Raw genomic sequence first — 16,490 nt, 5'->3', positions numbered from 1 at the left:
TTGTTTACGTCAAGTAATTTTGTTACATTTTACGAAAATGAAATAAAAGTACTATAAATCTGTAACAAAAAAGACCTCTGTGCAGGACAAAGGTCTATTTCTCAAATTGGCTTTCATATAAGTCACTGTAAAATCCTTTTTGCCGAATCAGCTCGTCATGGCTGCCTTTTTCAATCATTTCACCGTCTTTTAGCACCACAATCTGGTCCGCTCTTTGAATGGTGTTCAGCCTGTGTGCAATGATGACACTTGTTCTTCCTTCCATTAAACGGGCGAGCGCTTCTTGAATGTTGACTTCTGTTACGGTATCAATGTTGCTTGTCGCTTCATCCAAAATGAGAAGAACCGGATCGGCAAGCACCGCCCGCGCTATAGAAATCAACTGCTTCTGTCCTTGACTGATGCCCGAACCGTTTTGCGTCAGCACGGTGTCATACCCTTTTGGCAGCCTTTCAATAAAGCTATGGGCATTCGCTGTTTTTGCAGCGGCTTCGACTTCCTGATCAGAAGCATCGAGCCTGCCATAGCGAATGTTTTCTCTGATCGTTCCCTGAAATAAGAAAGAATCCTGAAGAACAAACCCCATGTTTTTTCTCAGGCTTGCTCTAGTAAGGGTTTTAATATCTGTACCGTCGATTAAAATTTTTCCTTCGTTAGGCTCGTAAAAACGGGCGAGAAGATTAGTGACGGTTGTCTTCCCCGCCCCCGTCGGTCCGACAAACGCGATGGACTGCCCTGCAGGCACGGTAAACTGTAAATGCTTCAGTGTCTGCTGCCCTTTATCGTAACCGAAGGACACATCCCGGAATTCAATGCTGCCTGTTTGGATGGGCTGATGCACGGCGTTCTTTTCATCCTCGCGCTCTTCTTTTTCATCAAGCACGTCAAACACCCGTTCAGCGCCGGCGATTGCGGACAGCATCGTATTAAACTGGTTGGCCAGATCGTTTAAAGGGCGTGTAAATTGTCTTGAATACTCGGCAAAGACAACGATGGAGCCGATCGAGATCCAGCCTTTCAGCGCAAACAAACCGCCGATTGCCGCTATCATTGTAAAACTTAAGTTATTCAAAGAGTTCATGACCTTCGGGATAAACCCGGAAATCGTCTGCGCCCAAAAGCCCGACGTCTTGAGTGCAGCGTTTTTTTCGAGGAATTCAGCAGTAATCTGCTTCTCACGTGAATATGCTTTGATGACCTTTGCGCCTGAAACAGATTCCTCAATATACCCATTCAGATCACCAAGGTTTTTCTGCTGTTCTTTAAACAGCTTTCCCGTTCGGTTGGTGATCCATTTCAGGCTCGCTGCCATCACCGGAATAATGGTCAGCGTAATCAATGTAAGGAGCGGGCTCATGTACAGCATCACCGCAATCGTCCCGACAAAGGTGATCACGCTTGACAAAATTTGAATGACTGACGTGTTTAAGGTAGAACTGACATTTTCGATGTCATTCGTCACCCGGCTCATCAGCTCGCCGTGCCGCTGTTTATCAAAAAATGGAATCGGCAGCTCATGCAGATGGGTGAACAATTCGCTTCTCATTCTGAAAACCGTGCCCTGCGAGATCGTAATCATCCAATAGTTTTGAAACCAAAGCGACAGGGACTGAATGATATAGATAGCGAGCAGAAGAAGCAAAACAGGAATCAAGCCGCTGACCGTTTTCCCGACGATAAAATGGTCGATGGCCTTTCCGATCACAAAGGGACCAAGGAGCCCGAATATGGCGCTGATGAAAACCATCAGCATGACAAGTATGAGCAGTCCTTTTCTTTCAGCCAAGTAAGACCAGATTCGTCTCAGTGTGCCCTTTGTATCCTTTGCTTTCGCCCGCTTTTTCGCGCCTTCTTTTTTGTCAATTGGCAGTTTGGGATATTGGAAAGGCTTGCGGATGTCTTTTAGCATGACTCGCTCCCCTCCCTTCCGAATTGTGACTCGTAAATGCGCTTGTATAACTGAGATTCAGAAAGCAGCTCACTGTGAGTGCCTTTTTCAATCAGTTCGCCGTCCTCAAGCAGCAAAATCTGATCAGCTTTCATCGCCGTGGTCATTTTTTGTGTAATGATCAAAGTTGTGCAATGGTATGTGCTGATTGCTTCAAACAGCTTCGCCTCCGTTTGCAGGTCAAGCGCGCTTGTGCTGTCATCTAAAAGAAGGATAGCCGGTTTTCGAATCAGCGCCCGCGCAATGGAAATTCGCTGCTTTTGGCCGCCGGACAGGTTGACGCCTCTTTGCCCCAAAACAGTGTCATATCCATTTGGGAGCTTCAAAATCGTTTCATGAATTTGCGCATGTTTGGCCGCATCCATTATTTCATCTAGTGAAGCATTTTCTTTGCCCCAAGCGATGTTTTCTTTGATTGTGCCGGAAAACAAGAGGACTTCCTGCGGTACATATCCAATTTGCCTGCGCAGCCCTTCAGCCGGAAAATCTTGAACCGGCTTTTTATCTATGTAAATGCGGCCTGAACCCGGCTGATAAAGCCGCGGAATGAGCTGAAAAAGCGTAGACTTGCCCGAGCCCGTCGCACCGAGAATCGCGATCGTTTCTCTTGGCTTTGCGGAAAATGAGACATTCCTGAGCGCTTCTCTGTCCATTTCAGGATAGCGAAAGGATACATGCTGAAACTCAATCCGTCCTGACAAACGATCAGATATGATGCCTTCCTCCCGCTCGTCGCCTTCTGTTTCAAGCACCTCACCGATTCTATCCCCTGAAGCCTTCGCCCGGGTGAAAATCATAATCAAAAACGGAAACATCGAAAGCGCGCCTGTAATTCGTGTTGCGTAGTTAATTATCGCAACAACATCGCCGACCTGAGTGCTTCCGCTCGTGATACTGTAGGACCCGGCCCACAAAATCAAAAGGATGCAGAGATTCATCAGCAGCATCAGTACAGGCATCGTGAATTCCACAAGCTGAAAGGCCGAAACCGTTTTTTCCATCAGCCTTGTGTTGGCTTTGATAAATCGTTTGACTTCGTGGCTGCCGCGAAGCAGCGCTTTGATCAGCTTGATTGCGATTAAATTTTCCTGCATGATGGTGTTCACTTGATCCAGCCTTTTCTGCACTGAGCGGAACAGTGCCCCGCCTTTCCTTAATACCCAGAGCAAAAACAAGATCAGGATCGGAATGGTCACAAGCAGAAAAAACCCGAGTTTCACATTAACGGCAAGCGACAGCACAATGCCGCCTGCAATCATTAAGGGAGCCCGCAGCATAAACCGCAAACTCATAAAAATCATATTTTGAACCTGTGTGACGTCGTTTGTCAGCCTTGTAATATAAGAAGAGGACGAAAACTGTCCAAATGTGGAATAGGAGAAGGACTGGATTTTTTGAAAAAGCCCTTTTCTCGTATCATAGGAAAAGCTTTGGCTGACATGGGCGGCATAAAAGGAATTCAGCATCCCCGCCGCAAAGGATAACACGGTCAGCCCGATCATGACCGCGCCCCATATCCATACATGCCGCAGATCTTGCTTCAATATCCCATCGTCGATGATTTTTGCGATCAATAAAGGCTGCATCAGTTCAACTGCAAGCTCCGTCAGCATAAGAATCAGAGCAATTCCCGCCAGCAATGAATATGGTTTTAAAAACGACAAAGCCTTTTGCATGTAAAAGCCTCCAAACCCCTTTTTACTCGATTGTCTCTTTCTTTACTTTACTATGGCGGTCTTTTTGACGGCAAACGAAAACCCTCCCGAAAAGGAGGGCAGTCTTTATTGATTCAATATTTTTTCCACACGCTCCCGCATCTGCGGTACGCTTAATCCGATAATCACCTGAAACGCCTTCCCGTTCCTGACAACGCCGTGTGCGCCAAGCGCGCGGAATACGCTGTCGGGTTCAACCTTTGTTTCATCCTTGACACTGACTCTGAGGCGGGTGGCGCAGTTTGTGACTTCAGTGATGTTGTCTTTTCCGCCCAGCGCTTCAATATACAGAAAAGCGGTGTCATCAGTCGTTTCAGCAGCGGAGGCCGTTTCATCCTTGTTTTTCCTTTCTCTATATTCCTTTTTCGAATATAGCTTTGTTTCCTGCTGTTCATCCTTTTCCCGTCCTGGTGTAGCGATATTGAATTTGAGGATTAAAAATCTGAAGACGAAAAAATAAATTGCTGTAAACGAGAGCCCAATCAAAATTTGATACACATATGTCATACCGTGGCTGCCAAAGAGCGGAATCCAGTTCAAGGTCACCGCCTCAATCAGTCCGCCTCCCATATTTCCGACGACGCCGGCCATATACATAACTGTCGACATTGTGGCGGCAAGCACGGCGTGAACCGCAAATAAGAAAGGTGAAATGAATAAGAAAGTAAACTCAATCGGCTCTGTAATCCCGGCGACAATCGCTGTCAGTGTGACAGGAATCAGCAGCCCTGCGACGAGTTTTTTCTTTTCCTTTTTGGCTGTCACATAAAAAGCCAGGGCGATACCCGGAATACCGAAGATTTTTGAGTTGCCGTGAAGCGCGAATCCGCCTTGCGGAAAGAGCTCCTTCAGCGGTTTGGCGCTTTGCGAATATTCGCCGAGATGCTGTGCCCAATACGTGACGATCCCGCCTTCCGCTACAGCCGGGCCATAAATAAACGGCGTGTAAATAAAATGATGCAGGCCGGTCGGAATTAAAATCCGTTCCAAAAACGTGTATATCCAAACGCCCACCGCCCCAGAAGCAACCAGGAAGCTTTGAAGCGAGCCGATTCCCGATTGAACCATCGGCCAAATATAAGACACAGCCAAGGCAATTGGGATCATAATAAAGAAGGAAATCATCACGATATATGTTGAGCCTTGAAAGATGCCGAGAAAATCGGGCAGTTTTTTATCAAAATAGCGATTATGCAAAAAGACGACAATCGAAGAAATAAAGATGGCTCCGATAATGTTGGTATCGAGCGTTTTTATGCCCGCAATCATCGTTAACCCGCTCGTTCCGCCGACCTCTTGATTCATGTCGACGCCAAATGCTCCTCCCCATACCGTCAATATCGCGCTGACAAAATAGTTGAATGTCAGGTAGACAGTAAGCGCTTCCAAACAAGCGCGTGCCTGAGCTTTCTTCGCCAAAGCAACCGGGATGCCAATGGCGAATAAGAGCGGCATTTGGTTAAAAACAGTCCAGCCGCCCTGCTCAATGATATACCAGCACTGATACCAAAAACCGTCAGGATCGGCGAGCGGGCCCATGAGGGTTTTATTTTTAAAGAGCGTGCTGATACCGACGATAATGCCGGCGAACGCGAATAATAAAACAGGCACAAACATCGCGCTTCCAAAGCGCTGAATTTTTTGCATCATACCAGAACCCCCTGCTACTCATTGTCATTTTTTTCTGCCTCTTTGTAATCAACATATGCGCGGAACAATGCTTCGCCAACGAGAAAAAACGGTGCAAAAGCGACAATTTCCGTTTTATCGCTTAATGTCACAGGTTTGCTTGTCGCATAAAGATTATGCGGAGTCAGCTGGGCGAGGACATTGTTTTTTAAATTCGTAATGGAAATAAAGGGAATACCCTTTGCAGAAAGCATTCTTGCCTGAGGAATCAGCTCCGGTGTTTCTCCGGAAAGAGAAATGATGATAAACAGATCGTTTACTTTAAAATCATCGCGCATCAAATTAAATTCATTTGTATCTTCAATTAAAATAAGATAGCGATGGCGCGGAATAAACATTCTTTGCAGGTCGCGGGCGCATATCTTTTGCGCATTTCCTGAACCGTAGACGAAAATGCGGTCCGCTTCATCAATCAGCTGGCACATGTCCGTCATGTCCTTTGTCCGTAAGAACTTCAAATTTGCTTCAATATCATCAAGCAGCTTTTGAAAACTCATACTCTCGCCTTCTTCCGGCTGATCTTCCCACTTTAAAAAGACGCGAAATTCACTGTAACCGCTGAAACCGAGCTTTTGGGCAAGCCGTAAAATTGAGGAACGCGATACACTGCAAGCTTTAGCAAGCGCGTCGATTCCAAGGTGATAGCATGTGTGCTTATGATTCAATATATATTTTAAAATATGAAAATCGTTGTCATTCAATTTGCTGTAGTGCTGATTGATCAGTTCTTCGAGCTGCATATCAGATCCCCCCATTTTCTTTCTATTATATACAATTACAGATTCGAAAATGGGGGAATTTCAGTTATGATATACGGGTCGGGCTTTGATCAAGCTCAGGCCAGAAGTCTTTGTTGGCCTCTATTAAATCCTCGAGAATGAGTCTTGCCACACGCGCGTTCGGCACTGTTTTTGACAGGATTAGCGCCTGCCACAGCTTTTGGAACGATTTCTCCGCCCACGCTTCAACAGTCAGCTTCTCAACGGATACCTGCTGCTCCATAAGCCCTTTTTGGAATTGCGGAATGGTGCCGACGGTAATCGGTTCAGGCCCATTTGAGCCGACAATGCATGGAACCTCGACCATCGCAGTCGGGTCAAAGTTTGCAATTGCGCCGTTATTTTCAACGATCAACAGCATTCTTTCACCTGTGTTGTAGGCAATCGCCCGGGCAAGATCAACAATATATGATGCGTGGTCATCGATTTTGATTTCGCTGTTTTCTGTGGACTGCTCACGTGTAATCATGTCACATTGGCTGAAAATAAAAGCTTCGCGCCCTTCCATCACTTCATTTGCCCGCGTATGATTCGGATTTGATTTTTTCACCATATCATCCGGGAACAAATAATATTGCAAATACGTATTCGGCAGTGTATCAGGATCTGCGGCCTGCACGTCACGCGCTTTGGCGAATGTGTCATTCCAGCTCGCCTCCACCGCTTCAACCTCTGTTTTCGGAATATAGCCGTATTGAGATACATGCTCCTTCAGCTTCGGCATTAAATCGTTGCCCTCTTGATCCTGAATTGATGTCCACCAGCCGAAGTGATTTAATCCGTAATAGCGGACCTTCATTTCTTTTCTTGAGGATAAGCCAAGAATTTGCGCCATCCGGTCTTCGATCCCAACCGGCATATCACAGATATTGAGAATTTTAGAATTCGGTCTAAGGCGTCTCGTAGCTTCAGCCACAATTGCCGCCGGATTGGAATAATTGAGCATCCACGCATCAGGCGAGTATTTTTCCATGTAATCTAATATTTCAAGCACACCGCCGATCGAACGCATACCGTATGCGATCCCGCCCGGCCCGCACGTCTCCTGGCCGACAACTCCGTACTTTAACGGAATTTGCTCATCAAGCGCGCGCATCGCGTATTTCCCTACTCTGATGTGCGCCATAACAAAATCGACATCTGTAAAAGCTTCTTCCGGGTCAGTCGTCGCTGCAAATTCAATATCCGGCGCTTTTTCTCTGATAAAAACGTCACAGGCGCCTGCAATTCGATCCTGTCTCTCCTTATCATTATCATACAGCTTCAGCTTTCTGATCGGAAACTCCTCCAAATGGTCCAAGAGCATGAGTACGATCCCTGGAGTGAAAGTGCTCCCTCCGCCCGCTATTACGATTGAGAATGATTTTTTCTTCATATGACGACCTCCTTGATAACGTTTACAATTCCATTTATACCATGAGATAGCCCGTCCCGTAACACGTTTGGCGCACTTAGGTCATTTGATCAATTTTAGTGTTTTTTCCCATAGAGCGGGAAATTTCTCATTTGGCTTATGTCTGAGGGATTTGTTTTTTTTACCTTTTTTGTAATCTTAAAGTCTCACCAACTGTGAATTTTAAGTGAATATACGCCCTTCCAATTCTTATGAAAAGGTTCTTTTGTACGATTCGGATACATGCCGAATTATTTATAATCATTTATATAAAACATCCAATTGTGCGTGAATTTAGAAAAGGCAGGGGACAAAAGTTGGACTCATATAAAGTCATTGAGCTGGCAAACAAGTACAGTGCGGCCGCAGAAGAGGTCAGAAGCTCCAAAATGTTGCTTGAATCCCGGTTATCTGCATTGGGAGATGCTTGGCAGGGCAAAGCAAGAGATTCGTTTGACCAGGATTTCGAGGAAACGAAAGCCGCCTACGATCAATTCGAACAGGAGCTGCTTGAAACAAGCCAAGAGCTGAAGGCTGCCGCTGTCAAAATAGAAGAACGAAAAGCTGAAATTGCCAGAATGGAAGAACTGGAGCGTAAAGCAAGAGAGGAAAGACATAAACTCGGGAGGTGAACGGTGTGTCAGGAAACATTGCAGTTGATCCGGATAAGCTCGAACAGCTTGCAAATGATGTAGTCACTGAATTAACTGATATGGAAAACAAATATAAGGACCTGCATGTGGAGCTGGGGCAGATGATTTTGCAATGCGATCCCCGCTACAGCAGCTGTTTTTCTGGAGTGGGCGATGCGTGGAGCTCAGGAAAGGCGCTCGTCACTAAGCTGAGTGACAATGAGATTTTCATCAGAAAAACAGGCGATAAATTTGTGGAACAAGATGATATTTTGCGAAAGCTCTACAATGCCTACGACAAATACGGTACGATGATAAGCTTAACCGCTCTTATGCTGACGCAGGGAAAATATTACGGATTAGGGCTTACGAAATTTGTGAAACAGCCAAGCGGCTTGCATACAGCCCAGCACTCAAAACTGCTCTTGGATATTTCCAGGGCCGTTGACAGCTCACGTTATCAAAAAGCGGCAAGAGTGCTTTTGAATCCTAAATATTTGTTGAAAAAGACAAACCGTCCATTTTCAGATTTGGTACATAAAAAGTTTACAAAATACTTCCCTCAGGACACGGTGGATTTTTCAAACAGCGTCAGAAGCTACACAAAAGGATTTCTTAATGAAGCCGGCGTACGCTCCACTTTGAAGGATGTGGGAAAAACGGGCTTGAGATTCGCGAAAGGAAATGCCATTACCGCCACACTGATTACCGGTGCGACCGAAACATTCGGAGCAGGCGTGAAAATTGCTGAAAATTATGCAAAATACCAGGACAAACCCGAAGTTCTCAAGCGTGAAAACGCCAAGGCCGTCGGGAATGCTGTGAATAATACGATTTTTGTTGCCGGCGGTGCGACAGCTGGTGCTGTCATCGGCGGTGCAATCGGAAGCTTTGCAGGACCTGTGGGTACTGTCCTTCTTGGGGCAGCAGGTTCATACATTGGCGGAGTCGTCGGAGAACAAATCGCCAAATATACAGCCGGTTTTGCTGAAAAAGCAGCCTTAAAGCTGAAAGAACCGATCCATGCTGTTGTTGATACAGCCAAAAAAGGGCTGGAATCAGCCGGCAAAGTCGTCAAATCAGTGAATGACGGCATAGATGCGGCGAATAAATCGATACATAAAGGGATAGACAGCGCAAAAAAAGGAATGGAAAAAGCAAAGAAAACAGCGGATTCGCTTATACACGGCGCAACCCATTTCCTTAAAGGGAAATTTTCATTTGGATAGGAGAATAAACAATGAAGCAGTTTACAATTAGCATAGAAGAACTCTTATTTTGCTTTTACAGCGAAGGGTTTTTCGAACAGGGAATGGCCTTAAAACAAGCCTATTTTCCCGAAATAGAAGATGAACAGCTCGGCGCCTTATTTGAAGCCGCGTGCCGCTCACTCTTAGCCAAAGATGCGGCGGAATATCGGAATCATCAATATCGGCTAAAGGACGAATACTGTCCGTTTATCCATGTGTTAAACGACGCTGACTATACAGTGAAGCTTTCTAAATTTAACGGGCAAGGCGCCGAACAGAATGTGTCCTGCCATGTATCAAAATTCGGCACCTACTCTCACGAACTCCTTTTTGATGAACAAGTCCATCGCATTACAAAAATGGAATCAAGTGAAGGGTTACTTGCTAAGACAGATGAGTTTTTACATATAATAGATACAGAGGATAAAAGAGAATCGATTGTGACATTGACATCAAATGAATTTGAAAAACTCTTGGAGGGCGCTTCAGACAACCCTTCATATCTAAAAGAGTTCCTTGAAAAACATGACCACCAAGAGGACGTTACCCGATTTACAAATGATTTGGCTTTGCGGAAAGGGAAAATGGATACACTTATGCGTCTGGCATATGGCAAAGATAACACTCCTGAAGTGGCTGACATGGCATTTGTCCTGCCGGGGGCCCACCATACTTGGCTTGTCACAGGCATCACCCAGAATGAATTTTCTATCCTCCCTGCTCATAAGGATGTTGTAAATCAAATCATTTCACAATGATAAGAATTGAATTAACAAAAGGAGAAAAGCATTGAAAAACCAAGAAATCATTGAAGTCAAAAGCAAAATGTTCCTGAGAATATGGGCTTTTGTCGGATCTGCCGGTATGGGATTAGCATGTTTGTGGCTCTTTTATATGGGTATTACGTTTCAAACGAAATATTACCTATTAGCCATTCCTGCTGGCTTTCTGTTCACCTTGTTTTGTTTATATTTATTTATCATCTTCTTTCCGGCTTTCACCCCGCGGGGAAATACCATTTTCCGCATCAAGACAGGAAAAAATGGAGAAGTGTTCACTGACAAAGTGTCTGTTACGTTTACTGATATCAAGAAAATTGAGATGAGCCGCCATAAATTTAGTCTAAAAGGAATTTTCCAAGAAGATATATTGATCCAAACCGTTGATCAGAAGACCATTCGCATTCCCACTTGGAACATCATTCCGAATCCGTTGTTTTTCGAAGCGGTTGAACGCTATATCCTTCCACATCTGAATGAAGAGGCGAAAAGCAATTGGATCGGACAGTTTACAGACATCCAACGCAGTGCGTATTTGAAGGAATTTGAGAATCATCCGAAGCTTTAGGGGCAGCACATGATTGAAGTAAAAAGCATGATGTTTCTAAGGGCTTGGCTGTTCCTCGCTACAGGGGGCGCCTTTATTGTGGGCGTCTGGCTGGTGTCTGAAACCCTCACGTTTGAATCTAAATATGCCCTGCTTTATTTGGGCGGCGGTTTACTGGCGATGATTTATGGATTGATCACATTCTTTATGGCTTTTCCTGCCTTCACAAGCCGTGGAAATGTCATTTTCAGCATAAAGACCGGACCTAATGGCGAGATCTTTTCGAGAAAGCGCAGCGTGCTGTTTTCCGAGGTGAAGCGGCTTTATATGGGACGTCATCAATACAGTTTGAAAGGGATCTTTTTTGAGGATATTATCATCGAAAAAACAGACGGGAAAATCGTTCGCATCCCGACCTGGAACATCATCGCGAATCCGCTGTTTTTCGAAGCGGTTGAACGCTATATCCTTCCCCATTTGAGTGAAGAGGCTCAAAACAATTGGATCAGCCAATTTACAGAGGTTCAGCGAAAAGCGTATTTGAAGGAATTTGAGAATCATCCGAAGCTTTAAAAGCTCTCCTCCTCTATAATGAAAGATAAATGCAAATTGAGGAGTGCTCATGATGCTGATTACCATTCTTTTATTTCTCGCGGCAGGGCTTGCTGAAATTGGCGGCGGATATCTGGTTTGGCTATGGCTGAGAGAGGCAAAGCCAGCCGGCTACGGAATCGCCGGGGCGCTGATCCTCATTGTATACGGCATTCTTCCGACGTTTCAGTCCTTCCCATCTTTCGGCCGTGTATACGCCGCCTATGGCGGAGTATTCATCGTGCTTGCGGTCCTGTGGGGATGGCTTGTTGACCGGAAAACACCTGATCTGTATGACTGGATCGGCGCATTCATTTGTCTCATCGGTGTCTGTGTTATTTTATTTGCGCCGCGCGGATAACAAAATGGCCTGCTTATGAAGCGGGCCATTTTTGTTTAATCCTCTTTTAAGCTGTTCAGCTGCACTTCATGCTCCTCTTGCGGTTCGTCAAGCGGATAAATTCTTGCTGTTCCAGTTTCTTCATTTACGTGCTGAATGTAAATAGGAACGCCGTTATATGTTACTTTCTTCATGTCGGGAGATTCTACAATTTCTTTCGCCCTTTGAATATTCATCGTAACACCCTCCTTCAATACATAACGTTTCCATTTCCTGAAGGAAGTATGCTTTATGATTCAGCGGACAAGTTGAATTTTTTCAGGCGTTTGTAGAAAGTGCTTCGGGGAATCCCGCTGATTTTGGCAGCTTGAGAGACGTTTCCTTTTGCAGATTCAAGCGCTTTGATCATCATATCCTTTTGGATTTGCTCACGAAAGGTAAGCACGCCGGCAGCAGCCGGCTTTTTTTCTGCAGAGCTGGCCGGCAATCCAGCGGCTTCCAGTAAAGCGGGAAGCGATTCATCCCTCAGCCGGCCGTCCGGAAATCTGATAGAAAGACGTTCAAACACATTAAACAGCTCACGGATATTCCCCGGCCACTTCCATTGCTTCAGCACATTACAAAAATCAGAAGGAAGTTCGCCTGGCCAATGATTCTTCTGTTTGTAGTACTCAAAGAGGTCCGGGATATCCTCGGTGCGATCGCGTAATGGAGGCAGTTCAATTGGATAGACATGAAGACGGTAAAACAAGTCCTCTCTGATTTTTCCGTTTTCGGCAAGCTCGCGTAAATCACAATGTGTGGCGGCAATAACTCTGATATCAACCGGAATTTCTTTCGTCCCGCCGATTGGCGTTATCTTGCGTTCCTGAAGCACCCGTAAAAGTGCAACCTGCATCGAGTGGGAAATTTCTCCGATTTCATCTAAAAATAATGTGCCTTGATTTGCTTTTTGAAAGGCGCCTTTATAGCCATTTCGTTTCGCTCCCGTAAAAGCGCCCTCTGCATATCCGAACAGTTCGCTCTCAATCAAATCAGACGGAATCGCTCCGCAATTGACAGCAACAAACGGACCGTGACGTCTCTCACTGTTCTCATGAAGAGCGCGAGCCGCGACTTCCTTTCCCGTACCAGTTTCGCCCGACAAACAGACCGTTGCATCTGCCGCAGCTGCACGTTCAAGGTTCATCAGCATCGCTTGCGATCGGCCGCTTTTCCCGATCACTCCATTGAATCGGAACACCTTCTTTTTCTTTTGTTCCGAAAGATAAAAACAAGTGCCGCTATCTCCTATGGTGACAGCTTTTTCGATTGAGTAGCCCCGTTCTTTCAACTCATACAGGTGCCGGCCCTGCCAATCAGGCATTGAGGTTCGAATCGGTATGCTCGCACTGATGATGTGCTGCTTGTTATTGCATAGCACCATCGGCACACTGGATGCAGCCCTCTCTCCAAAACGGCTGATCAGCTGGAGCTCTTTCTCACGGCTTTTAGCTGCGAGTTCCCGTTCAGCTGCATAGGCGATCGCAGTGGCAATACCGAGCATATGAGGATGAGCGCCTGCCGCCGGACACGATATGTCAATCACACCCGCAAGGCTGCCATCCTCATGGTGAATCGGAGCGGCTGAACAGTTCCAAAGATGGGAAGCAATGGAGTAATGCTCTGATCCTTGTATCGCAACCGGCTCGCTGATGTGGAGCGCCGTGCCAATCGCATTTGTTCCGACAGCCGTTTCCGTCCAGCATGCCCCTTCGACAAAGTTGATGCGTTTGGCTTCATAGAGCGCGCGGGGATGGCCGTCCAATGCCAGAACAACACCGTCTGAATCAATTAGCAGCGCCATCATTTCCATTTCTTTTATGGCAGGCAGCAGTTTTTCGAGGTAAGGCTTTGCGGTCGTCAAGAAGAATGAATGTTTTTTTGACTGCTGATCCAGCTCCGTTTGCTGTAAAACCTTCGGGCCTTTTTCTAAATAAGGATTGACCTCAGCTTTTTTGCAGCGATGCCATGACTCTGCAATCCGTTTTCTTAATCGGGCTTCGTCAAGCACACCGTCTTTCACAAAACGTTTCCAGGTTTGCAAATCGTTTGGGACCGAATTCATTTCCTTGATCGCTCCTCCCTTACACGCCGTTTTCATCTATTGTAGGGGAAAAATAAAGCGCTTTCAACAATAAAAAAGCAGGCGCCTTATATCCATGCGCCTGCTTTTCCTTTATTATGCATGTACCGCAAGGCCGATCGTGCTTAACAGCGCCTCATGCAATGTTTCCGATAAAGTCGGATGGGCGGCGATAAAATGCTCCGCCATATCTGCCGTCATCTCACCATTCATGATCGCTGCCGCTTGGCCGATGAGCTCGGTTACATCCGGGCCAATCATCGAGACACCCACGATTTCGCCGAATTCCGGTTCAGCCATGATTTTGACCTTTCCTTCCGCTTGCTGTTTAATGAGCGCCTTGCCGTTTGCGGAAAATGAAAATTCGCCGATCTTCACATCCCCGTATATGCTTCTTGCCTGTCGTTCTGTCATTCCGATACACGCGATTTCCGGGGACGTATAGATGCAGCGCGGCACATGTTTCTCATTGATTTTGACATCCCTTCCGGAAGCATGAGAAGCAGCGATGATGCCCTCATGGAAAGCGGTATGCGCGAGCTGAATGCCCCCTATAGCATCTCCGCACGCGTAAATATGAGGCACGTTCGTCTGCATGTGCCCATTCACCGGAATGCCCTTTGGAGAAAAATCAACTCCGGCCTGTTCCAGCTGCAATCCGTCAAGACGGGGTTTTCTGCCGATCGCCACCAGCACATAATCGGCCTTCGTTTTAAACTCTCGCTGACCGCTTTTCCATATTGCCGTTTTGGCTGTTTGATCCACCCGCTCTAATCTGGATGAGGTATGCACTTCGACACCATCTTCCTCAAGTTTCTCCTGAAAGAGACGGGCAATATCTTCATCTTCAGCCGGGATCAGCTGGTCCGCTGTTTCAATGATGGTCACCTGCGATCCCAATCTGGCGAACAGCCCTGCATACTCACACCCGATGACACCGCCGCCGACAATGACTAGTGAAGACGGAATCTCGGAAAGAGAAAGCGCGTCTTTGCTGTCGATGATCCATTCGCCGTCAAACGGAGCGAAAGGCAGCTCGATTGGCTCTGATCCGGAGGCAATCAATACTTGATCCGCCTCTCTGAATTCTTTTCCGTTTTCTCCTTCGATTAAGAGCTTTCTTTCAGAAAGAAAGGAGGCTGTTCCCTTTACAACCTGTATTTGATTTTTCTTCATTAGATACTGAACGCCTTGAACAAGCTGTCTGACAACCTGCTGTTTTCGGTTTTGCATTTTACTCCAATCGACTGATATCGCACCTGCGGGGAGTTCGATTCCAAAGCTGCCGGCATGCTTGATTTTATCAAGAACGTTTGCGCTTTCTAGCAAAGACTTCGTGGGGATGCAGCCTTCATTCAGGCAGGTCCCCCCAAGCTTGCCTTTGTCAATGAGCAGCACGTTTCTGCCCTGCTGTGCCGCGGAGACCGCAGCCGCATAGCCTGCAGGTCCGCCGCCGATAATGGCTAGTGTCATGTCGTTTTCACCTGCTTTTCCTATAAAATTAATGCCGCGGGTTCTTCCAAATATGTTTTAATCGCCTTCAGGAATGCAGCTGCTGGAGCGCCGTCACACGCTCTGTGATCAAATGTCAGGCTGAGCGGCAGGAGCGTGCTTCTGACGATCTCCTCCCCTTGGTACACCGGTGTGTCATAGCTTGCTCCGATACCGAGAATGCCTGCTTCCGGCGGATTTAATATCGGTGTGAAATGCTCAACTCCAAAAGCGCCAAGGTTTGTAATGGAGAAGGTTGAGCCTTGCAGTTCTTCGCTTCCCGCACGTCCCTCGCGTGCTTTTTTGGCATTTTCTGAGATGGATTGAGCCAGTTCAATCAGCGATTGCTTTTCAGCATGGCGGATGACAGGCACCACTAAGCCATTTTCCAAGGCTACAGCCATACCAAGGTGTACATGGGGATGTGTGATAATGCGCTCATTTTGATAAAAGCTGTTCAGCACAGGGTGAGCTTGCAGAGCGAGAACGGCGGCTCTTGAGACAAAATGAGTGATCGTCAGTTTTGTGCCGTATCTCTCTTCCGCAGTTGGTGAAAGCTGTTTTTGAAGAGTGGCAAGCTTGGTGATATCAGCTTTCATCGTGATCGTCAGCTGCGCGCTGTTTGCCAAGCTTTCCTGCATTCGGGCAGCGATGACCTTTCTCATGCCTGTCACCGGGATTTCCTGCGCTTTCTGCTCCGAAACAGGCTTTGCCTGATCTTTTTTCTGTTCAGCAAGAGCCTTTGTTACGTCATCCTTCACGATTCGTCCGCCTGGTCCAGTTCCTTTCAGTTGTTTTAGGTCTAATCCTGCTTTTTCTGCTATTTTCCTGGCGACTGGAGATATTTTCATTCGATCTTTTTTGGAGGCTGCGGGTTTGTTTTCTTGTTTGACGGGCTGAACGGCTTGCGGCATATTGTCTTCAGCAACAGGCGCCCCCGCCTCTTCCTGCACCGACTCATTGGCGTCCCCGATATAGCAAATAGCTGTGCCAGGCGGAACCTCTTCTCCCTCTTTCACTTTGATATCGATCAGCGTTCCTTTTTCAGGCGCTTCGATCTCCATTTCAATTTTCTCCGATTGAATGCTGGCAATGCTTTCTCCCTTTTCAACCGGGTCGCCTACTTTTTTATTCCATATCGATACTTCCCCTTGTTTCATGGCCATTCCCAATTTTGGCATCACTACTTTTACCGCCATTTGTGTTCCCCC

General features: G+C 46.5%; 15 protein-coding genes. 6 read left to right on the top strand and 9 right to left on the bottom strand.

Going from position 1 to position 16,490, the window contains the following annotated elements; all coding sequences use genetic code 11:
- Positions 1 to 94 precede the first annotated feature (94 nt).
- The 5 genes from MKX38_RS04395 to glvA all read right to left on the bottom strand — a co-directional run bounded on the left by MKX38_RS04395 (position 95) and on the right by glvA (position 7,506).
- The gene (locus tag MKX38_RS04395; RefSeq protein WP_339188771.1) at positions 95 to 1,909 is read right to left on the bottom strand and encodes an ABC transporter ATP-binding protein; all 1,815 of its coding nucleotides are present in this window, start codon (positions 1,907 to 1,909) and stop codon (positions 95 to 97) included.
- Positions 1,903 to 3,624, bottom strand: coding sequence for an ABC transporter ATP-binding protein (locus MKX38_RS04390; protein WP_339188769.1), 1,722 nt, complete (start codon positions 3,622 to 3,624; stop codon positions 1,903 to 1,905). Before MKX38_RS04390 ends, MKX38_RS04395 begins: the two co-directional genes overlap by 7 nt.
- A 105-nt stretch (positions 3,625 to 3,729) precedes the next feature.
- Positions 3,730 to 5,313 (bottom strand): PTS maltose transporter subunit IIBC, encoded by a 1,584-nt coding sequence (malP, locus tag MKX38_RS04385; RefSeq protein WP_339188768.1) that lies wholly within the window; start codon positions 5,311 to 5,313, stop codon positions 3,730 to 3,732.
- Between the two features lie 14 nt (positions 5,314 to 5,327).
- Complete coding sequence (glvR, locus tag MKX38_RS04380) at positions 5,328 to 6,092, bottom strand: MurR/RpiR family transcriptional regulator GlvR (RefSeq protein ID WP_014479189.1); 765 nt, start codon at positions 6,090 to 6,092, stop codon at positions 5,328 to 5,330.
- Between the two features lie 64 nt (positions 6,093 to 6,156).
- Entirely contained in the window at positions 6,157 to 7,506 is a 1,350-nt protein-coding gene (gene glvA, locus MKX38_RS04375) for a maltose-6'-phosphate glucosidase (protein WP_339188765.1), read from the bottom strand.
- A gap of 335 nt (positions 7,507 to 7,841) precedes the next feature.
- On the opposite strand from glvA, the gene MKX38_RS04370 reads away from it, so the two are divergent.
- From MKX38_RS04370 to MKX38_RS04345, 6 genes are read left to right on the top strand one after another with little or no spacing between them, the layout of a single operon-like run.
- A complete protein-coding gene (locus tag MKX38_RS04370) occupies positions 7,842 to 8,156 on the top strand; it encodes a WXG100 family type VII secretion target (RefSeq protein WP_003243177.1) in 315 nt (104 codons plus the stop codon).
- A gap of 5 nt (positions 8,157 to 8,161) precedes the next feature.
- A complete protein-coding gene (locus tag MKX38_RS04365) occupies positions 8,162 to 9,385 on the top strand; it encodes a hypothetical protein (RefSeq protein ID WP_339188762.1) in 1,224 nt (407 codons plus the stop codon).
- Positions 9,386 to 9,396: 11 nt separating this feature from the next.
- Complete coding sequence (locus MKX38_RS04360) at positions 9,397 to 10,164, top strand: hypothetical protein (protein WP_024571964.1); 768 nt, start codon at positions 9,397 to 9,399, stop codon at positions 10,162 to 10,164.
- A 31-nt stretch (positions 10,165 to 10,195) separates the two neighbouring features.
- Complete coding sequence (locus MKX38_RS04355; RefSeq protein WP_003244496.1) at positions 10,196 to 10,753, top strand: YfjD family protein; 558 nt, start codon at positions 10,196 to 10,198, stop codon at positions 10,751 to 10,753.
- 9 nt (positions 10,754 to 10,762) lie between these two features.
- Positions 10,763 to 11,305, top strand: coding sequence for a YfjD family protein (locus tag MKX38_RS04350; protein ID WP_339188761.1), 543 nt, complete (start codon positions 10,763 to 10,765; stop codon positions 11,303 to 11,305).
- A 49-nt stretch (positions 11,306 to 11,354) separates the two neighbouring features.
- A complete protein-coding gene (locus MKX38_RS04345; protein ID WP_010886445.1) occupies positions 11,355 to 11,684 on the top strand; it encodes a YnfA family protein in 330 nt (109 codons plus the stop codon).
- A gap of 35 nt (positions 11,685 to 11,719) precedes the next feature.
- Here MKX38_RS04345 and MKX38_RS04340 read toward each other — a convergent pair whose 3' ends face one another.
- From MKX38_RS04340 to acoC, 4 genes are all read right to left on the bottom strand, one after another.
- On the bottom strand, positions 11,720 to 11,899 hold the full coding sequence (locus tag MKX38_RS04340; RefSeq protein ID WP_003244276.1) for a small acid-soluble spore protein H: 180 nt from the start codon (positions 11,897 to 11,899) through the stop codon (positions 11,720 to 11,722).
- 53 nt (positions 11,900 to 11,952) lie between these two features.
- On the bottom strand, positions 11,953 to 13,770 hold the full coding sequence (gene acoR / locus MKX38_RS04335) for an acetoin dehydrogenase operon transcriptional activator AcoR (protein ID WP_339188758.1): 1,818 nt from the start codon (positions 13,768 to 13,770) through the stop codon (positions 11,953 to 11,955).
- A 114-nt stretch (positions 13,771 to 13,884) separates the two neighbouring features.
- Entirely contained in the window at positions 13,885 to 15,261 is a 1,377-nt protein-coding gene (acoL, locus tag MKX38_RS04330) for an acetoin dehydrogenase complex dihydrolipoyl dehydrogenase (protein ID WP_339188755.1), read from the bottom strand.
- Positions 15,262 to 15,281: 20 nt separating this feature from the next.
- On the bottom strand, positions 15,282 to 16,478 hold the full coding sequence (gene acoC / locus MKX38_RS04325) for an acetoin dehydrogenase complex dihydrolipoyllysine-residue acetyltransferase (RefSeq protein ID WP_339188753.1): 1,197 nt from the start codon (positions 16,476 to 16,478) through the stop codon (positions 15,282 to 15,284).
- Positions 16,479 to 16,490: the final 12 nt, after the last annotated feature.

The organism is Bacillus sp. FSL M8-0025, from assembly GCF_037975475.1.
GTDB classification, from domain to species: domain Bacteria; phylum Bacillota; class Bacilli; order Bacillales; family Bacillaceae; genus Bacillus; species Bacillus subtilis.
This window is presented reverse-complemented; position numbering and strand designations above follow the sequence as displayed.

Coding starts and splice junctions, on each gene's coding strand:
- MKX38_RS04395 (WP_339188771.1), bottom strand. CDS start 1,909: ATGCTAAAAGACATCCGCAAGCCTTTCCAATATCCCAAACTGCCAATT.
- MKX38_RS04390 (WP_339188769.1), bottom strand. CDS start 3,624: ATGCAAAAGGCTTTGTCGTTTTTAAAACCATATTCATTGCTGGCGGGA.
- malP (WP_339188768.1), bottom strand. CDS start 5,313: ATGATGCAAAAAATTCAGCGCTTTGGAAGCGCGATGTTTGTGCCTGTT.
- glvR (WP_014479189.1), bottom strand. CDS start 6,092: ATGCAGCTCGAAGAACTGATCAATCAGCACTACAGCAAATTGAATGAC.
- glvA (WP_339188765.1), bottom strand. CDS start 7,506: ATGAAGAAAAAATCATTCTCAATCGTAATAGCGGGCGGAGGGAGCACT.
- MKX38_RS04360 (WP_024571964.1), top strand. CDS start 9,397: ATGAAGCAGTTTACAATTAGCATAGAAGAACTCTTATTTTGCTTTTAC.
- MKX38_RS04350 (WP_339188761.1), top strand. CDS start 10,763: ATGATTGAAGTAAAAAGCATGATGTTTCTAAGGGCTTGGCTGTTCCTC.
- MKX38_RS04345 (WP_010886445.1), top strand. CDS start 11,355: ATGATGCTGATTACCATTCTTTTATTTCTCGCGGCAGGGCTTGCTGAA.
- MKX38_RS04340 (WP_003244276.1), bottom strand. CDS start 11,899: ATGAATATTCAAAGGGCGAAAGAAATTGTAGAATCTCCCGACATGAAG.
- acoR (WP_339188758.1), bottom strand. CDS start 13,770: ATGAATTCGGTCCCAAACGATTTGCAAACCTGGAAACGTTTTGTGAAA.
- acoL (WP_339188755.1), bottom strand. CDS start 15,261: ATGACACTAGCCATTATCGGCGGCGGACCTGCAGGCTATGCGGCTGCG.
- acoC (WP_339188753.1), bottom strand. CDS start 16,478: ATGGCGGTAAAAGTAGTGATGCCAAAATTGGGAATGGCCATGAAACAA.